This is a genomic window from Rhizobium sp. BK212, from assembly GCF_014197475.1.
Taxonomy (GTDB): domain Bacteria; phylum Pseudomonadota; class Alphaproteobacteria; order Rhizobiales; family Rhizobiaceae; genus Rhizobium; species Rhizobium anhuiense.
In genome coordinates this window covers 140,827-156,843 of record NZ_JACIFS010000005.1, presented here as the reverse complement: position 1 = coordinate 156,843, position 16,017 = coordinate 140,827, and the positions used below count along the sequence as shown (strand labels likewise).

The window sequence follows — 16,017 nt, the reverse complement described above, 5'->3', positions numbered from 1 at the left end:
ATGTTTCAGGAGTAGAACGGCCCGTCAGTGCCGGCGCCGGAGGCTGCACTGTCGTGGGTGAGGATCGGGTGTGGCTGATCGTGCGTGAACGGCCTCGCCTTGCCGGCGATCGAAAGACCGTCGGCATAGGACAGGCAGAGCGCCGGGCCGCCCGGCGGCGTCAATGCGAGCCGCCGAAGCCCGGGATCGAAGGAAACCGTCGTCTGGCACAGGCGTTCGATGAACGCCTTGAAGGCATCGCCGCTGCCGCATCCGACGACGGCCGCCCAGCCGCAAAGCGGCCCGTAGGAGCGCGCCTCGCGCCCGGCGGTCGGGCCGTCGGTGATCAGCTCCAGGCCGTTCGACGCCCAGAGGGCGGCAAATCCCCTGCCCGATCGCGCAATCAGCCACTTGTCTTCGGTGATAAGATCGTCCAGGCCGTCGCGACCGATATAGGCATGCGTCCATGCGTGCCGCGCATCGCTTGTGTCCTCGATCAGCAGGGCAACGTCACGATGCTGGGCAACGCGCGGCAGAATGCCGTTGCCGGCCCAATAGGACGGCCTCTGATTGCCCCAGGGATCGTCCTCGCCGGGATGGTTGACCCAGAGCCTCGCCATGGGGTGGCCGGCGAGCCGGATGTCGAGCACATGCTGCTGATGGCCCTTCTGGCCGGTCTTGTGATCGACGACGGTCGAAAGCTGCGCCGCCTCGTTTTTGAACAGCACGAGTTTTCCGCTCTCGAGCCCCTGGCTGTAACGCGCCTCGACGCTTCTGGTCCTGGCAAGCGACGCAAGCTCGGCGAGATCGGCCGGCGGCTCGTAGCCGCCGGCGCAGAACATGGTCAATGCCGCCACGCCATTGTTCAGCCAGCCGGTTCCGAAGGCGACCTGGGCGAAAGGTGCAAGCTCTGTCAGCGGGCCGGCGCGCAGTTCCTTGTCGTAGGCGCGGCCCTGCGATCCGGCCGGAACGCCTGCGAGCGTGTGAAGGGCGATCATGCGGAAGATGAGATCGATCTGGCCGCGGGCGCGCTCCGAAATCGCCGTCTCGGCCCAGCGCTCCAGCGCCAGCAGGCCGATGAAGTCGATCGGGTAATAGGCCGCCGAGTTCCACTCCGCCAATCCGTGGGCTTCGACGCTGTCGAACCAGCGCGCGAGGCGCGCGCGGCCAAGTTCCGCCTGCTGCCGGCCCGTCCTGCCCGAGGTTGAAAACACCTCGTCGGGCAGAAGAAGTCCGGCCAGCAGCTGGCTCGTATGAAAGCAGAGCACGTGGTTCTCGCTCCAGAACCACATCGCATCGTTGCCCGGCTCGTCGACCCAGTAACGATAAGAGAGAACGGAATGCCGGATGCGATCGACCACCGCCGCCGGCATCCGGTCGGCATAGGCGCCGAACAGCCACAACAGCGGCACCATGATGAAATCCGAGCAATCCTCCCGCGCATCGATGGAGACGAGCGTTGCGTCGATGATGCGGTCGAAGCTTTCCTGGTCGTGGTGACCGGTTTCCATCATCGCAATGAGACGCCCGACGCGGTTGGCGCCGAAGCGGGCGCTGTATTCCAGCGCCTGCCGCTTGCGGGCAGAAAGCGATGTCTCGGCCGGCAACGGCGAAATGCAGCTCATGAAGGCGGCATCGATGACGCGGGTGACCGAGCCCGTACCGGAACCGATCGTCATGTGGATGCCGTGATAACCATCTGCGATGCCAGAGACATTCTCGGCGACCAGACGGTCCTGATGAGCACGCAGGGTCAGTTTCGAATGCGCGAGAACGGGCCGCTCGTGACCATGGCCGATGACCTTGAGCTCTACAGGCAGGTCGCGCTCCGGCGCCGTGTCGAAGATGATCTCCAGCGGCTGGTTGACGAAGACGTCGCGGGCCGGGCGAACGCCGCGCACAAGGGCTTCCAGCTCGCGAACCTCATCCTGGTCCAGTGATACCGGCAACAGCACGCAGAGCGGCTCCTCATCCAGCAGCTCTAGCTCGAAAAACCACGTCGTGTCGCGCTCGGCCAGGTCTTCGGTGTGAACGAGAATGTGGTTGTCGCCGGCTTCGAGCGTCAGCCTGATGTCGGTTGCGCTCTCGACATTACGCTTGAAGGGTTCGAAGCGCACCGCCTCCTGTCCGTTGACCCATATGCGAACGCCGCCGCAGGTCTTCAGTCTGAGATTGAGCGTTCGCGCCGTCTCGGTCCTGAACGTGCCCTTCAGCCATCGCCTGAGATGCGTCGGCACATGCCAGAAGCCGGTGAACTCGACGCGGCGGTTCGAACCGGGAAGATAGAGGCTCTCGGTCGGCCAGGACGTGTCGGGCGAGAGCGGCCGCCCCACCATGGTGGACCAGAAGGCTTTGCGGCAAGGCAGGTCGCCGACATCGACGAAACCGTTGATGAAACGATAGTTTACGCGGTCTTCGGCCGACGCCGGCTCGCCCGGAAAATAGCTGGCGATGAGGCCGGATACCGCCCATGCCGTTACCGTCTGGCCCGCGGCCACGCCATATGCTGGCGCCATATCGTCCGGCCGCTTGATGCATTCCGTTTTCACAGACCGCCTCCTCCGCAATCCTATGAAAATATTTTCATTAGGTCATTTGGGCGCGTCGTTTTTGAAAAATGCTCAAAAACATCGCTATTGCCTCAGAAAATAGCTTGACGGGACGAATGTCAAGTATATGAAATTCATTTATCGATGGCTGACGCCGCGATTGATGAAAATGTTTTCATGGGAGGATGAAAATGAAAACCTATCTCTCAGGAGCCCTCGCACTGGCGCTGGCTACCGTTTCTTTCGCATGGGCCGGCGCGGCCATGGCGGAAACCAAGACGATCACCTTTCTGTTTACCGACGACGACCAGGCTTACGTCGAGCGGATGGAAGCGCTGAGCAAGGAATTCGAGACGGCGCATCCCGACGTCAAGGTCAACTTCGTCTCGTCGGGCTATGATGCGGTCGCCAAGCAGCTGCCGGTGCAGCTCGCCGTCGGCGAAGGTCCTGACATCGCCAAGATCACCGACTGGCAGCTTGCGCCCTACTACCTCGACATGCGTCCCTACATGAAAGACCCGGACGGCTTTGCCAAGCTGCACGGCGACAGCCTGAACACGCTTCGCTTCCCCGGCGTCAACGATCCGAAGTCGATCAACGGCTATATCGCCTCGCAGACCTTCAACCTGCCCTTCGTCAACAAGACGCTCTTCGAACAGGCCGGCGAACCGCTTCCGAAGCCCACCGCCACGCTGAAGGACATCGTCGAAGCCTCGGCGCGCGTCGCCAAGGCGACCGGCGCCCAGATCCCCTTCACGATGGATCGCTCGGGCCATCGCTTCTCCGGCGCGGCATTCTCCTACGGATCGAACTACGTCAAGGACGGCAAGTTCTTCTTCCCCGACGATGCCGCCAAGCGTTATGTCACGGATCTCTACGGCTGGACGAAGGACGGCTCCTTCCCCAAGGAAATGTGGGGCGCTGCCGGCGGAACCCAGTACAAGAACATGGGCGACGAATTCGTCAACGGCAACGTCGTGACCTATCTCGCCGGCAACTGGATGGTCAATCCGTTCCAGAAGAAGATCGGCGACGCCTTCGATTGGACGGCGATCAGCGCCCCCTGCGGCGATGCCGGCTGCTATGCGATGCCGGGCGGCACCGCGATCGTCGGCTTCAAGCGCACCAAGTATCCGGAAGCCGTGGCGGCGTTCATCGAGTTCCTCGGCTCCGAAAAGGTCCAGCGTGAAATCGCCGAAAACTACGTCATCCTGACGGGCGCCGACATCAAGGACCCGCAATACAAGCTCGAGAGCAAGAATGCTAAGGACGCCATGGCCGTCTTCCTCGGAAGCCGCAATAGCGTGCCGCAGGCAGCCTGGGACCTGGAACGTCTCAAGGGATCCTCCGCCATCTATCAGCTGATCGTCCAGAGGATGAGCCAGTTGATCGTCGGCGAGCTTTCCCTCGACGAGACCTTCAAGGCCATGAGGGCCGACGTCGACAAGGTCAACGGGGCGCTCGCCGCCAAGTAACCCGGTCACGCGTTGTCCCGCAAAATGCGCATGCAGCAGCCACGGCCTCGCAACAGGGCCGTGGCTTTTCATTTTCCCTACGGACACTTCGACCAGTTTCGAATTGTCGACGGCCTGAACCACGCTACGTCTGCCTTCAAAGTGTTGCAGCGTCCCTTGCGCGTCTGAAAAGACGCACGGCGCCGTACTGGAAAGGCAGCGTCATGCACTCAATCGAACAAGGCACCCAAGCTTACTCGCAGTTGAAGCCGGCCGCTCTCGCCATTCTTTGCCTCGGCGTGATCGTAGCGCAGGTCGATACATCGGTCGTCAATCTGGCGGTTCAGCCGATAGGGCTCGATCTCAGGGCCTCCGTCACCGAGCTGCAGTGGGTCGTCGACGCCTACAATCTCGTTTACGCCGCACTTCTCATCAGCGGCGGCCTGTTCGCCGATCTTTACGGCCGGCGCCTGATGTTCGTGATCGGCTGCGCTGTTTTTGCCCTGGCGAGCCTTGGCTGCGCTTTCGCCTCGACCATCGCGGTCCTCATTGCGGCGAGGGCCCTGACCGGCTTCGGCTCTGCCCTCCTCCTGCCCGCTTCTCTTTCGCTGATCCGGGTCATCTACCGGGATGAGAAGGTCCGTGCCCGGGCGCTCGGAATCTGGGCCGGCTGCAATGGAATGTCGCTGGCGATCGGTCCGAGCCTCGGCGGCCTCCTCATCCGTGATTTCGGCTGGCGATCCGTCTTCTTCGTCGTCATTCCCATCGCGCTGATCGCGGCGGCGGCAGCACGGTTTTTCGTTCCGGAAAGTGCCGATCGGCAAGGCCGGTCCTTCGACATGCCGGGGCAATTGCTGGGGATCGTATCTCTCACCGTGTTGACCCTCGCCGCAATCGAATCATCGCATCTGCCGCCCTTATGGATGGCACTCATGGCAATCGCCGGCGCGCTGCTTCTGCTGCTTTTCATCATCGTCGAGAAGCGCCTGGAGCAGAAGGCTCTGGTTCCGATCTCGATGTTTTCGGGCAGGCAGTTCCGCGGTGCCATGGCCGGAACGGCCGCAATGACTTTCGGCATGTACGGCACGCTTTTTCTTTTTCCGCTCGCCTCCCTCGGCCTCGGACGCCTGGCCTCGGTGGAGGTCGGACTGTCGCTGCTGCCGATGGCTCTCAGCTTCATCGCGATCTCACCCTTCTCCGGCTCGATTTCGGAACACCTTGGGAAGAACCGCACCATATCTGCTGGACTGGCGCTGATGGGTTTGGGCAACCTCCTGCTCGGCTCATCCTTTCTGGCCGACTGGCTCATCGCCGAAGAGATCGGATTGTTGCTGACCGGGATCGGGATGGGCATGGCGACGGGGCCTCTGACGGCGGTTGCGGTTTCGACCGTCACCGCCGATCGCGCCGGCACGGCAAGCGCCCTGATCAATGTTGCCCGCATGGTCGGGGCGACGATAGGCGTCGCTTTGCTCGGGGCGATCTTCGCCTTCCTGGGGGGGGCGGAAGCTGCCTTCATCGTCGCGATGACGGCGGGCGGCAGCGCGCAGCTGCTTGGAAGCTTTATCGCCTGGCGCTTGCTTTGAACGCGCGGCCGGATGTCGCGGTCATGCGCAGCCTCCGCATCCGCCGGCGAAGGTCTCGTGACACGAGCCCCGCGAGAGGCTATAGGCGTTGTCGGTCTGCGCCAGCCTGCGGGTCCGTTAATTCACAAGTGCCGGCAACCCGGTTACGTCCGGCGACCCAGCGACTGCCTACCGTATAGAGGTGCATTTCCATGCCGATGGGCTCCGAGCATCCGCTGCGAAGGGAACTTCACAACGAGCTGCACGCGCGGCCGTCGCTTTATTTCGACGGCGACACCGATGTCTGGCACGTCGCCATCGTCGGCGAGAATGCTCCTCCTTCAATCCCAGTCTCGCTGCCGGGGCTGGAAGATGTCTCCACGACTCGCGAGGGTAACCACGGCATCGGCCGTTTCGGCGACGGCCGGCTGAAGTGGGAGGCCCATACCGAGTTCCTGACGCTGACCTTCGTCGTTCCGGCATCGGCCGAACCCGGCAGCCAGCCGCCGGAAGCCTTTCAGGCCTGCTGCCGCCAGATCGACGGAAAGATCATTGCAGCCGTTCGGGTGCTGGTGCGGGACGAGAAGGACGGACAGCGTCCGGAAAAACCGAAACTCGACTATGTCGCCTCTCAGGTCGGCGGCGGCGATGCGGAAGTGCATTCGAACTTCCGGCTGACCGACAGCGGTTTCGTCGAATTCCTGTTCTTCAACCGCAACCTCAACGCCTATCGCACCGGCCGCATGGTCAGGCGTTTCCTGGAGATCGAGACATACCGGATGATGGCGCTGCTGGCATTGCCGATGGCGCGCGAGACGGTCTCGAAGCTCTCCGTCTTCGACCGGCGCCTCGACTTGCTGATCGCGCATATGCAGAGTGCGATCAAGGTCGACAAGGCGCTGCTTTCCGAGGTGACCAGGCTCTCGTCGGATGTTCTCAACTTCTCGGCGCTGGCCCGCCACCGCTTCGGAGCGACGAAAGCCTATGCCGAAATTGTCGCGAGCAGAGTGTCGGAGCTTCGCGAGGCACGCGTCGAGCAGCGCCAGAGGCTCGGCACTTTCATCGACCGGCGCTTTCAACCGGCCGTCCGCTCGGTCGAAGCCGCCGAGCGCCGGCTCGACGAACTCGCCGAACGCGTGAGCCTGGCTGGAGACCTTCTCAGGACGACCGTGCAGGTCCAGCTCGAGGATCAGAACGCGTCGTTGCTGACGTCGATGGAAGAGCGGGCGCGCATCCAGGTGCATATCCAGCAGGCGGTCGAAGGCTTCTCCGTCATCGCCATCACCTACTACACCGTCGGGCTGGCGAAGATCTGCCTGGAAAGCATTTCCGAACTGGGTGTCGATCCGCATGTGGCGAAGCTCGCCGTACTCGGCGCCATCCCGCTCGTGCTCTTTGCCGTCTGGACGGCGGTCCGTCACGTTCGCAAGAGCATTGCCGGCGCACCGCACGGTCCGGCATCCGACAACCACTGACGCGACCGCCGCCCTTTCGGGCGGCGGCGCTTACTTTCGTGCATCGATGGAAGGTCAGGATGCCAAGGCGTAGTGCCGATGCTCCGATGCCCGGCCGCTGCTCGTCCTGAAGCGCCGCAGCAATTCGGCAAGGCTTTCGGTTTCATGCGTCAGGCTCTGGGCGGCCGCCGTGGTCTCTTCAACCATCGCGGCGTTCTGCTGCGTCACCTTGTCCATCTGGTCGCCGGCGGCCGACACCTCGCGCAGGCTCGTCGCCTGCTCGCGGGCGGCAACGGCGATCTCGGCCACGGTCGCATTCATGGCGGTGACCTGCTCGACGATCTGTTCGAGCGACAGGCCGGATTCACCCACCAGCTGGACGCCTGTCTTGACCTGCGCCGAGGAAGTGGAGATCAACTGCTTGATCTCCCTTGCCGCGTTGGCGGAGCGCTGGGCGAGCTCGCGGACTTCCTGAGCGACGACGGCGAAGCCCTTGCCGGCCTCGCCGGCACGCGCCGCTTCCACGCCGGCGTTCAGCGCCAGCAGGTTGGTCTGGAAGGCGATCTCATCGATGACGCTGATGATGTTGCCGATCTTCGACGATGAATTTTGAATTTCCGTCATCGCGTCGATGGCGCGGGCAACGATCTCGCCGCCCTTTTCGGCATTGGTGCGGGCGGTTGCCACGACACCCTGGGCGCGGCTTGCGCCCTCCGCCGTTCCGTTGACGCCACGGGTCACGTCACCCAGCGCCGCCACCGTTTCTTCCAGGGACGCTGCCTGCTGCTCGGTGCGGCGGGCGAGATCGTTGGACGCCGTGGAGATTTCCGCAAGGCCGGACCGAATGGTGGCGACCGCGCGAATGACGGAATCCACCGCCTCTTCGAGGCTCGCAACCGAGTTGTTGAAATGATCCCGGATCCTGACGTAGCGATGATCGACTTCGCCGACGCGGACGGTGAGATCGCCCTTCGACAATGCGTCCAGCCCGACGGAGATCTGGCGGAAGGCATGTTCCATCACCTGCGCGTCGGAGAGCCGCTCGGCCTCCTGACGGAGCCGTTCCTCTTCGGCAGCGAGGCGCGCGCGTTCGGCATTGGCCTCGGCGATCAGTTTGGCGCGGCCTGTCTCCTGGAAGACCTTCAGCGACCGGGCCATGGCGCCCAATTCGTGGCGATGCTCGACGCCGGTGATGACGATCCCTTCCTCGCCGCGGGCAAGCTGTTCCATCGACTGGGCCATGTTGCGCACCGCCGAGGAAATCAGCCGGCCGACGAAATAGGAAAGCACTAGGCCGATGACGATCAGTAGACCGCTGATAACCAGCGTCGTGCTGGTCGCGGAGGCAACCGTTGCGTCGACCGAACCGTCGAGGTTCTTCTGCGCGCCGGTCACTGCCGCCTGCAGATTCTTGAACTCGCCTGATATCTTCGGCGCCAGCACGTTCAGCTGCGTCTGGCGGATATTGCCGGCAGCCTGCAGCACCTCCTTCATGTCGCCGAGACGGGCGGTATAGTTCTGCATGAGCTGGCCGGCGCCCATCAGGCGCTTCTTCTGCAGCTCGTTCTTTGCGGCCTTGGCGGCGGCATCGTTGAGCGCCACGGCTTCGGCGAGTGCTGCCTGCGCCGTATCATAGGCGGCGAAATCATCGGAATGCACGAAGCGTTCGGAGAAATAGAGGCTGCGGTTCAGGGCCTCCAGCGTCGCCGCCGTCATCTGCAGCAGGGCCACGTCGTTCTGCCGCCAGGCGCTTCGCACGACGTCGTTGAGCGCGATGCTGGTCCAAGGGCCGAATTCGGTGACCTTGGAAATCAGCATGTCGCGCCGGGCCTGGAGGGAAACGATCTGTTCGAAAGCCTTGCCATAGGCGGTGATCTCCTGACGGATCGCCGCAAGGCCGGACTGCAGGTCCTTGTTGCCGGCAAAACGCGGATCATCCGCCTCGAAGGCCTTCACGCCGGCGCGAAAGCTGTCGACCACGGCTTGTGTCGGCGTCGAGCGGAACGCTTCGGCCGACATCTGAATTTCGTTCAACTGCTCGCTGTAGTCCGAGATGGCGAGACTTTGACCGGCCGTGACGCGATAGGATGCGAAGATCGCGGCGAGGCCGTTCATGCCCGAGATGGCGCTGACCGTGAGCAGGCTCATCAACAGGATCAGCGGCACGAAGCCGGAGGTGATCTGCGCGCGAATGCCGAATTTATTCCAGAAATGCAACATGATAGTCCTCTTATGCTTACTGGCTCTTCGGCAGATAGGCGGCAATGTTTTCAGGTGTGACGAGTTCGAAGGGAACGTTGTTTTCGCGCGGCACCTTCTCTTTGTTGATCAGCTTCACGGCGGCGTCGACAGCGGCAGCGCCCTGCCCGACGGCGCTCTGGAGAATGGTGACGTCGAGATCGCCGGCCACCATCGCGGCGAGCGCGTCGTCGGTCGCGTCGACGCCGCCGACGACGACGTCCTTCATCGGGATATTGGCCCTCTTCATGGCGCGGATCGCACCAAGCGCCATCTCGTCATTATTGGCGATAACCGCATCGAACTTGACGCCGGCCGCCAGCCATTCCTGCATCTGCTGATCGGCATAATCGCGTGACCAATAGGCCGCCTGCCGCTCGACGATCTCGAGGCCTTTGCATTCCGGCGTCGCAATGACATCGGTGATGTCCTGGGTGCGGGTGCGGGCAGCCACATGGAAGACCTCCCCCATCAGCACGACGACGCGGCCCTTGCCCTTGAGGAGAGAGCATACCTGCTTCGTCTCGAGCGTACCGGAGTCTTTCTCATCGGAGGCGACGACGACCTGATTGTCCGGCAAGTCTAAAAGATTGGAGGGCGTCGTGTTGATGTAGATCAGCGGAATGCCGGCATCCGCTGCGATCTTGGTCATTTGCGGCCCGAGATCGCCATCAGACAGCATCATGATAATGGCATCGACCTTGTCGGCGACGAACTGCTGAACCTGCTTCTTCTGCAGTTCGTTGTCGCCCTTGGCATTCGCGGTGACGAGCTTGAGGCCTGATATCGTCTTCCCGTGCGAGACGACGCCGTTCAGAAGCATCTCTCTGAATTTGTCGAGATTGGTCATCGAAACCGCGATCGTCTGCGCATTGGCAACAGAGACCGATATCGCCAGAGCGATGGATGCAAGCGTGGCCGTTTTCATGAATTCCCCTGCGCAATTCGGATACAACTGCGTTATTTCAAATTTTGGTTAAATTTTACTTTTCGACCGGAAACAAACGTTAAGCAGGGGATATGATCTTGCAACGCGAGCAGCGCGTTCTTCGGCGGCAATCGGCCGGACTTCAAGGACATCGCATCGAACTTGACGCAATGCGCTTAAGTCCTTGTACTTATAGACATCAGCGCCCGCCGAAGCCGGAGCCGACGCTGATGCCTTTGTAGATCACCCTCTGCAGCACGATGGCGAGCACGACGCCCGGCAGCATGGAGATCGTCGCACCCGCCATGATATAGTTCCAGGCGGTGCCCTGCTGCGTCTGAAACAGAGTGAGGCCGAGTGGCAGCGTGGCTTTTTCGAGGCCGCTGGTAGCGATCAGCGGCCAGAGAAAACTCTTCCACTGCGCGATGAAGGTGAAGAGCGCCAGGAGACCGATGGCCGGCATGGCAAGCGGAACGATGATCCTGACCAGGATGCGCAGGCGCGAGGCCCCGTCCATCATCGCCGCCTCGTCGAGATCCTTGGGAATGCCGAGGATGAACTGGCGCAGCAGGAAGGTGCCGAAGGACGAGAAGGCGACCGGCAGGATCATGCCGTGATAGGTGTTGATCCAGCCGAGCTTGCTGACGAGAAGGAAGAGCGGGATGACCAGCATCACCTGGGGGATCATCAGCGTGCTGAGAAAGGTCAGAAGCAGTCCTTCGCGGCCGGGAAACCGCAGCCGTGCGAACGCATAGGCGGAAAGGCAGGATACCGCGATCACGATCGCGGTGACGCCGCAGGCGACGATGAAGGAATTCAACAGGAACGTGCCGAACGGCAGCGACACCAAAGCCTCGACGAAGGTGCCCCAATGATATTCCTCGGGGAGGATGCGGACCGGCACGGCCATGACCTCGGCATTCGAGCGCACCGCGTTCGACACCATCCAGAAGAAGGGAAAGAGGAACAGCAGCGCAACCAGCGAAAGGCCCGCATAGCTCAAGACGGTGCCGATCCCACGCAAGATGCGGCGGCGATCCGCAGAGACGGAATGTGGGTGCCGTGAGCTCGGATCAATCGTCATAATGCACCCATTTGCGCTGCATGTGGAACTGCAGGATGGTGAGCGCCATGATCATGACGAACATCACCCAGGCAAGAGCTGAGGCATAGCCCATCTGGAAATTGGCGAAGCCCTTCTGGTAGATGGCGAAGCCGAGTGTCGACGTCGCCGAGCCGGGGCCGCCGCGCGTCATGGCAAAGATCTCGTCGAAGACCTGCAGCGAGGTGATCGCCGTCATGACAGTGGCAAAGAAGATGGTCGGCGAGATGAGCGGCAGGCGAATGCGCCAGAAGCGCTGCCAGGCATTGGCTCCGTCGATCGTCGCCGCCTCGAGATAATGCTTCGGCACCAGATCGAGCGCAGCGTTGAACATCACGACGTTGTAGCCGACATTGGCCCAGAGCGTGACGATCACGACCGCCTGCATCGCCCAGCTCGAACTCAGCAGGAAATTCGGCAGGCCGAGGCCGAGCGAGCGGATGACGCTGTCGGCGAGCCCGTCCGGCGTGAAGATCAAGAGCCAAACCACCGAGGCGGCAATGGTCGGGGTGAAGGTCGGCAGGAAGAAGATCACCCGAAAGATCGCCTTGCCGTGATTCAGGCTGGATATCCACACCGCCAGCGTCAGCGAGACGATGATATTCACGGCCAGATACTCGACGGCGAAGAACAGCGTGTTGTTCAATATCGTGTAGAAGGCCGGATCGACGGTGAACAGCTTGATATAATTCTGAAAGCCGACGAAGGACGGCGTCGAAAGCAGCTGCCAGTTGGTGAAGGAGAGCGCCAGCGACGCCAGGATCGGCAGGGCCATGAAGATCATGAAGCCGAGGAAACTCGGCAGCAGGAACAGCATGGCCGTCTGCGTCTCAGGCTTCAGAAAGCGCCGTGGCTGACCGGGCTGCAACGGAATTTCGGCGACGGCGCTTTGCGACATGTCTTCCTCCATGCGCGGCAATCCTGCCGCGCCATCCTATTGCTGCGCGAGGCTCTGGATCGACTCCATCGTCTGCTTGGCATCGGCGCTGCCGGCGAAAGCCGGTGGGAAATACTGGTTGAAGAGGTTTTCCACCGCCGCCCAATTGTTGGTGATCACATAGGGCACCGAATGCGCCAGGGAATAATCGAGCGCCTCGCCGCCATTGGTGATGTCCTTGGCCGCCACCTTATACCAGGAGGATTGCGAGGCCGTGCGCGCCGGCAGCGCGCGCCCCTGTTCGGCGAGATATTGCAGCGCCTCGGGACTGGTCAGCACCTGGATCGCCTTCCACGCCGCATCCTTGTTTTTGCTTGTCGTGGCAATGCCGAAACCGGAGCCCGCGGTCACGGCTGAAAGTTCGCCTTCGGCGCGCGGCAGAGTGGTGAGGCCGATCTTGAACTTCGCCTGGTCCTTCATGCCGATAATCGACCAGGGGCCATCGATATACATGGCGACGTTGCCCGAATTGAACCGGCCCTGGACGACCGTGCCGACATCGGCACTCGGCGGCACCAGCGGCGCGATCTTATCCTTGGCGGCAAAGCCGATCAGCCTGTCGGCAGCGGCAACAGCGCCAGGATTGGTCAGGTCGAGCTCTCCGGCGTCGTTGACGTATTTATCGCCCCAGGCCGAGGCCAGGACCGAATAGTTGACCGGGGTGATGCCGAAGCCGTACTTGCCGTCTTTCGTCAATTTCTTGGCGGCATCGGTAAACTCGGCCAGCGTCCAGCCCGGCTTCGGCAAGGGAATGCCGGCGGCTTCGAGCGCATCCTGGTTATAGTAGATGACCCACGGCCCGACATCATAGGGCAGACCGTAAAGCTGCTTGTCGACCGACATCCCGCCGATGATCGAGGGGGTAAAGGCTCCGACGTCGAACTTGTCGCCCGCTATTCGGTCATTCAGCGGCTCGAGCAGCGAATAGAAATTCGGCATGCGCAACGACTGCATGGAAACGATGTCGGCGAGCTGGCCCGACGCTGCCAACACCGGCAGCCGCGTCCAGTAATCGACCCAGCCCGTCGTCGTCAGCGTCACCTTGATATCGGGATATTTGGCCGTCACCATGTCGGCCAGGTGCTGCCAGCCCTTGGTGTCGGCTTCGGAGCCGGTCCACATCTGCCAGGTCAGGTTGACCTGTTCGGCCGATGCGGCTGTGGCAAAAAGACTGCTGCCGATTGCGGCAAGCAAAAGCGTTTTCTTCAGAACCGTCATGGGTTTCTCCTCCCTCCATGAACGCAAAGGACACGCGAGTGCGATCGAGCTCACGCCTTCAGGATGAGCTCGATCACCGGCACGGTAACGTCCGGGCGCCGGACCGGCAGTTCGAGTGTGATCATGCCTTCCGGCACCATCACGCCGATATTGGAATCCACATCCTTGGTGTGGCTCAGCCAGCGCACTTCGCTGGCGTCGTGCAGGAATTGCGCATAGGCGATCCTGTCGGCGAGGCCTTCGATGTGGATGTGGCGATAAGGCCAATTATAGACATGCAGGTAGAGGCGGTTGCCGCGCTGGGTATAGCGGCAGCCGGCCGGCACCGGATAGTCGGATGGCCCGGCCCCATAAATGGAGCGTGCGTTGACCTCAATCCAGTTCTGGTAGATTTCGAGCGCGCCGATGGCGCGCGCATCGAGCGTGCCGCGGCCGGTCGGGCCGACATTCATCAGGAGGTTGCCGCCGAGCGCGACGGAATCGATGAGCAATTGGATGATCTGTTCCGGGCTTTTCCAGCTATCCTCGTCGCGGTGATAGCCCCAGGAGCCGCTGAAGGTGTGGCAGGCTTCCCAGAGCACCCCCCGGCTGGCGATAGCGGGCGCCACGCGCGGCGTATATTGCTCCGGCGTCGTCACGTCGGGCAGATTGCCGGGCGGCAGATCGAGGCGGTTGTTGACGATGATGCCGGGCTGCAATTCACGCGCCAGTGCGAGCAGGCGCTCGCTCTCCCAATCGGCACGCCCCTTGCCGGGCAGGCCGCGATATTCGCGCTGGGGATAGCTGAAATCAAACCAGATGATGTCGATGCGGCCGAAACCGGTCAGAAGTTCACGCACCTGTTCGCGCATATAGGCGGCATAGTTGGCCATATCGCGGCCAGCATTGAGCGCCTCGGCCTGCGGATGGTTGCGCAAGGGATGGTGGACGTCGATCGGAAAATCGGGATGGTGCCAGTCGAGCAGCGAATAATAGAAGCCGATCTTCAGTCCTTCGGCGCGAAAGGCTTCGACCAGCGGCGTCAGCAAATCTTTGCCGCAGGGCGTGTTCGTCGCCTTGTAATCCGTCACCTTGCTGTCCCAGAGGCAGAAACCCTCGTGATGCTTGGTCGTCACCACGACATATTTCATGCCGGCAAGACGTGCCCGGCGGGCCCATTCCTTGGGGTCGTAGAGATCAGGATCGAAATTATCGAAATAGCGCTGGTAGTGGTCGTCGGTCAGCTCTTCGCGGTTCTTCAACCATTCATGCCGGGCTCCCAAGGCATAGAGGCCCCAATGGATGAACATGCCAAGGCGGTCGTGGCTGAACCAGGCGTGCTTGCCCGCTCCTTCCGATGCCGGATTTTCCGACAGGCGTTCCGAATTCATCACAGGTTTCTCCTCCCTGCTTTCCGGCTCAACATCATATCGAACCGGTTCGGTGAGTAACAATCTTACTTGATCCAGCGCCTGTCAAGCCAAATTCGCGGTCGCAGTTTTAGAAATGCAAGCCCTACGGAATAACCAGTTTGAGGCATGGATGTTGCGCCGATCAATAAAATCGGACATAATAATGCATTAGAACCGGTTCGACAGACATGACCACGATACGAGACGTAGCGCGCATTGCGGGGGTTTCCATCTCGACCGTCTCGCTCGCGCTCAACAGCCCGAAGCGGGTCGGCGCCGAGACGCTCGACCGCATCCAGCAGGCGATAAATTCGACGGGCTACCGCATCGACCCGGTGGCCCAGACGCTGGCGCGCGGACGCAGCTCGCTGATCGGTTTCGTTTCGGCCAATCTCGGCAACATGTTCTTCGGCGACATCCGCCGCGAGATCGAGCACCAGGCGCTCGATCACGGCTATTTCGTCCTGATCGCCGACTCCTCCGGCAGGGCCGACCTCGAGCGGGCACTGCTGGAGCGGCTGGAGGCGCAGAAGATCGCCGGCATTGCGCTAGCGGCAAACGGGCGCGGCGAGGAATACGCCACGTTCCTGCGCGACTTCAAGACGCCGATCGTGATGTTCGACCAGAAGGTGGAGGGTGCAGAGCGCGATTTCGTCGGCTCCGACAATCCGCTGACCACCACCATCCTGACGGAACATCTGCTGCAACTCGGCCACCGGCGTATCGGCTTCATCTCCGGGCCTTCCGGTCTGCACACCGCCGACGAGCGCCTGAAAGGCTTTCTGAACACGATGACCGGCGCCGGTGTGGAGATCGATCCTTCGCTGGTGGTCGAGGGCGGCTACACCAGGACCGGCGGCCATGCGCAGGCGATGCGGCTGCTGACCCGCCGCGACCGGCCGACCGCCATCATCGGCGCCAACAACATGACGGGCCTGGCCGCACTGCAGGTGATGCAGGAGATGGGTTTCCGCTGCCCTGACGACGTGTCGCTGGCGATGGTCGACGACGTGCCATGGAGCAATGTCATCACGCCGCGCATCACCATGGTGGTGCAGGATGCGCAGAAGCTCGGGGAATTGGCGGCACAACGTCTGCTGACAAGAATAGCAAGCCCGGAGGGCGCCGCCGCGCCGCCTGAGGATTTCATCCTGACGCCGAGATTCGTGCGCGGGGAATCGACCAGGCGGCTGTGAGGGCTT

11 protein-coding genes are annotated in these 16,017 nt (G+C 62.0%); 4 read left to right on the top strand and 7 right to left on the bottom strand.

Annotation, left to right across the window (positions count from 1 at the left end):
• Positions 1–5: 5 nt before the first annotated feature.
• Positions 6–2,528 (bottom strand): hypothetical protein, encoded by a 2,523-nt coding sequence (locus FHT79_RS18185; protein WP_183903859.1) that lies wholly within the window; start codon positions 2,526–2,528, stop codon positions 6–8.
• A 191-nt stretch (positions 2,529–2,719) separates the two neighbouring features.
• Between FHT79_RS18185 and FHT79_RS18180 the strand changes: the two genes are divergently transcribed.
• The 3 genes from FHT79_RS18180 to FHT79_RS18170 all read left to right on the top strand — a co-directional run bounded on the left by FHT79_RS18180 (position 2,720) and on the right by FHT79_RS18170 (position 7,022).
• Complete coding sequence (locus FHT79_RS18180; protein WP_183903858.1) at positions 2,720–4,003, top strand: ABC transporter substrate-binding protein; 1,284 nt, start codon at positions 2,720–2,722, stop codon at positions 4,001–4,003.
• A gap of 203 nt (positions 4,004–4,206) precedes the next feature.
• The gene (locus FHT79_RS18175) at positions 4,207–5,568 is read left to right on the top strand and encodes an MFS transporter (RefSeq protein WP_183903857.1); all 1,362 of its coding nucleotides are present in this window, start codon (positions 4,207–4,209) and stop codon (positions 5,566–5,568) included.
• Between the two features lie 191 nt (positions 5,569–5,759).
• A complete protein-coding gene (locus FHT79_RS18170) occupies positions 5,760–7,022 on the top strand; it encodes a DUF3422 domain-containing protein (protein WP_183903856.1) in 1,263 nt (420 codons plus the stop codon).
• 54 nt (positions 7,023–7,076) lie between these two features.
• Here the strand turns inward: FHT79_RS18170 and FHT79_RS18165 are convergent, their stop codons facing one another.
• The 6 genes from FHT79_RS18165 to FHT79_RS18140 all read right to left on the bottom strand — a co-directional run bounded on the left by FHT79_RS18165 (position 7,077) and on the right by FHT79_RS18140 (position 14,797).
• Entirely contained in the window at positions 7,077–9,221 is a 2,145-nt protein-coding gene (locus FHT79_RS18165) for a methyl-accepting chemotaxis protein (RefSeq protein ID WP_097543730.1), read from the bottom strand.
• 16 nt (positions 9,222–9,237) lie between these two features.
• Entirely contained in the window at positions 9,238–10,167 is a 930-nt protein-coding gene (locus FHT79_RS18160) for a substrate-binding domain-containing protein (RefSeq protein WP_063473577.1), read from the bottom strand.
• A 199-nt stretch (positions 10,168–10,366) separates the two neighbouring features.
• Positions 10,367–11,251, bottom strand: a complete 885-nt coding sequence (locus tag FHT79_RS18155) for a carbohydrate ABC transporter permease (protein ID WP_047618844.1) — start codon at positions 11,249–11,251, stop codon at positions 10,367–10,369.
• Complete coding sequence (locus FHT79_RS18150; RefSeq protein WP_127431074.1) at positions 11,241–12,167, bottom strand: sugar ABC transporter permease; 927 nt, start codon at positions 12,165–12,167, stop codon at positions 11,241–11,243. Before FHT79_RS18150 ends, FHT79_RS18155 begins: the two co-directional genes overlap by 11 nt.
• A gap of 36 nt (positions 12,168–12,203) precedes the next feature.
• Positions 12,204–13,424 carry a sugar ABC transporter substrate-binding protein gene (locus tag FHT79_RS18145; protein ID WP_183903855.1) on the bottom strand — a complete coding sequence of 407 codons (1,221 nt, stop codon included), beginning with the start codon at positions 13,422–13,424 and terminating at the stop codon, positions 12,204–12,206.
• A gap of 50 nt (positions 13,425–13,474) precedes the next feature.
• On the bottom strand, positions 13,475–14,797 hold the full coding sequence (locus tag FHT79_RS18140) for an alpha-L-fucosidase (RefSeq protein ID WP_183903854.1): 1,323 nt from the start codon (positions 14,795–14,797) through the stop codon (positions 13,475–13,477).
• A gap of 206 nt (positions 14,798–15,003) precedes the next feature.
• Here FHT79_RS18140 and FHT79_RS18135 point away from each other — a divergent pair, with 206 nt between their 5' ends.
• On the top strand, positions 15,004–16,011 hold the full coding sequence (locus tag FHT79_RS18135; RefSeq protein WP_029733074.1) for a LacI family DNA-binding transcriptional regulator: 1,008 nt from the start codon (positions 15,004–15,006) through the stop codon (positions 16,009–16,011).
• The last annotated feature ends 6 nt before the right edge of the window (positions 16,012–16,017 follow it).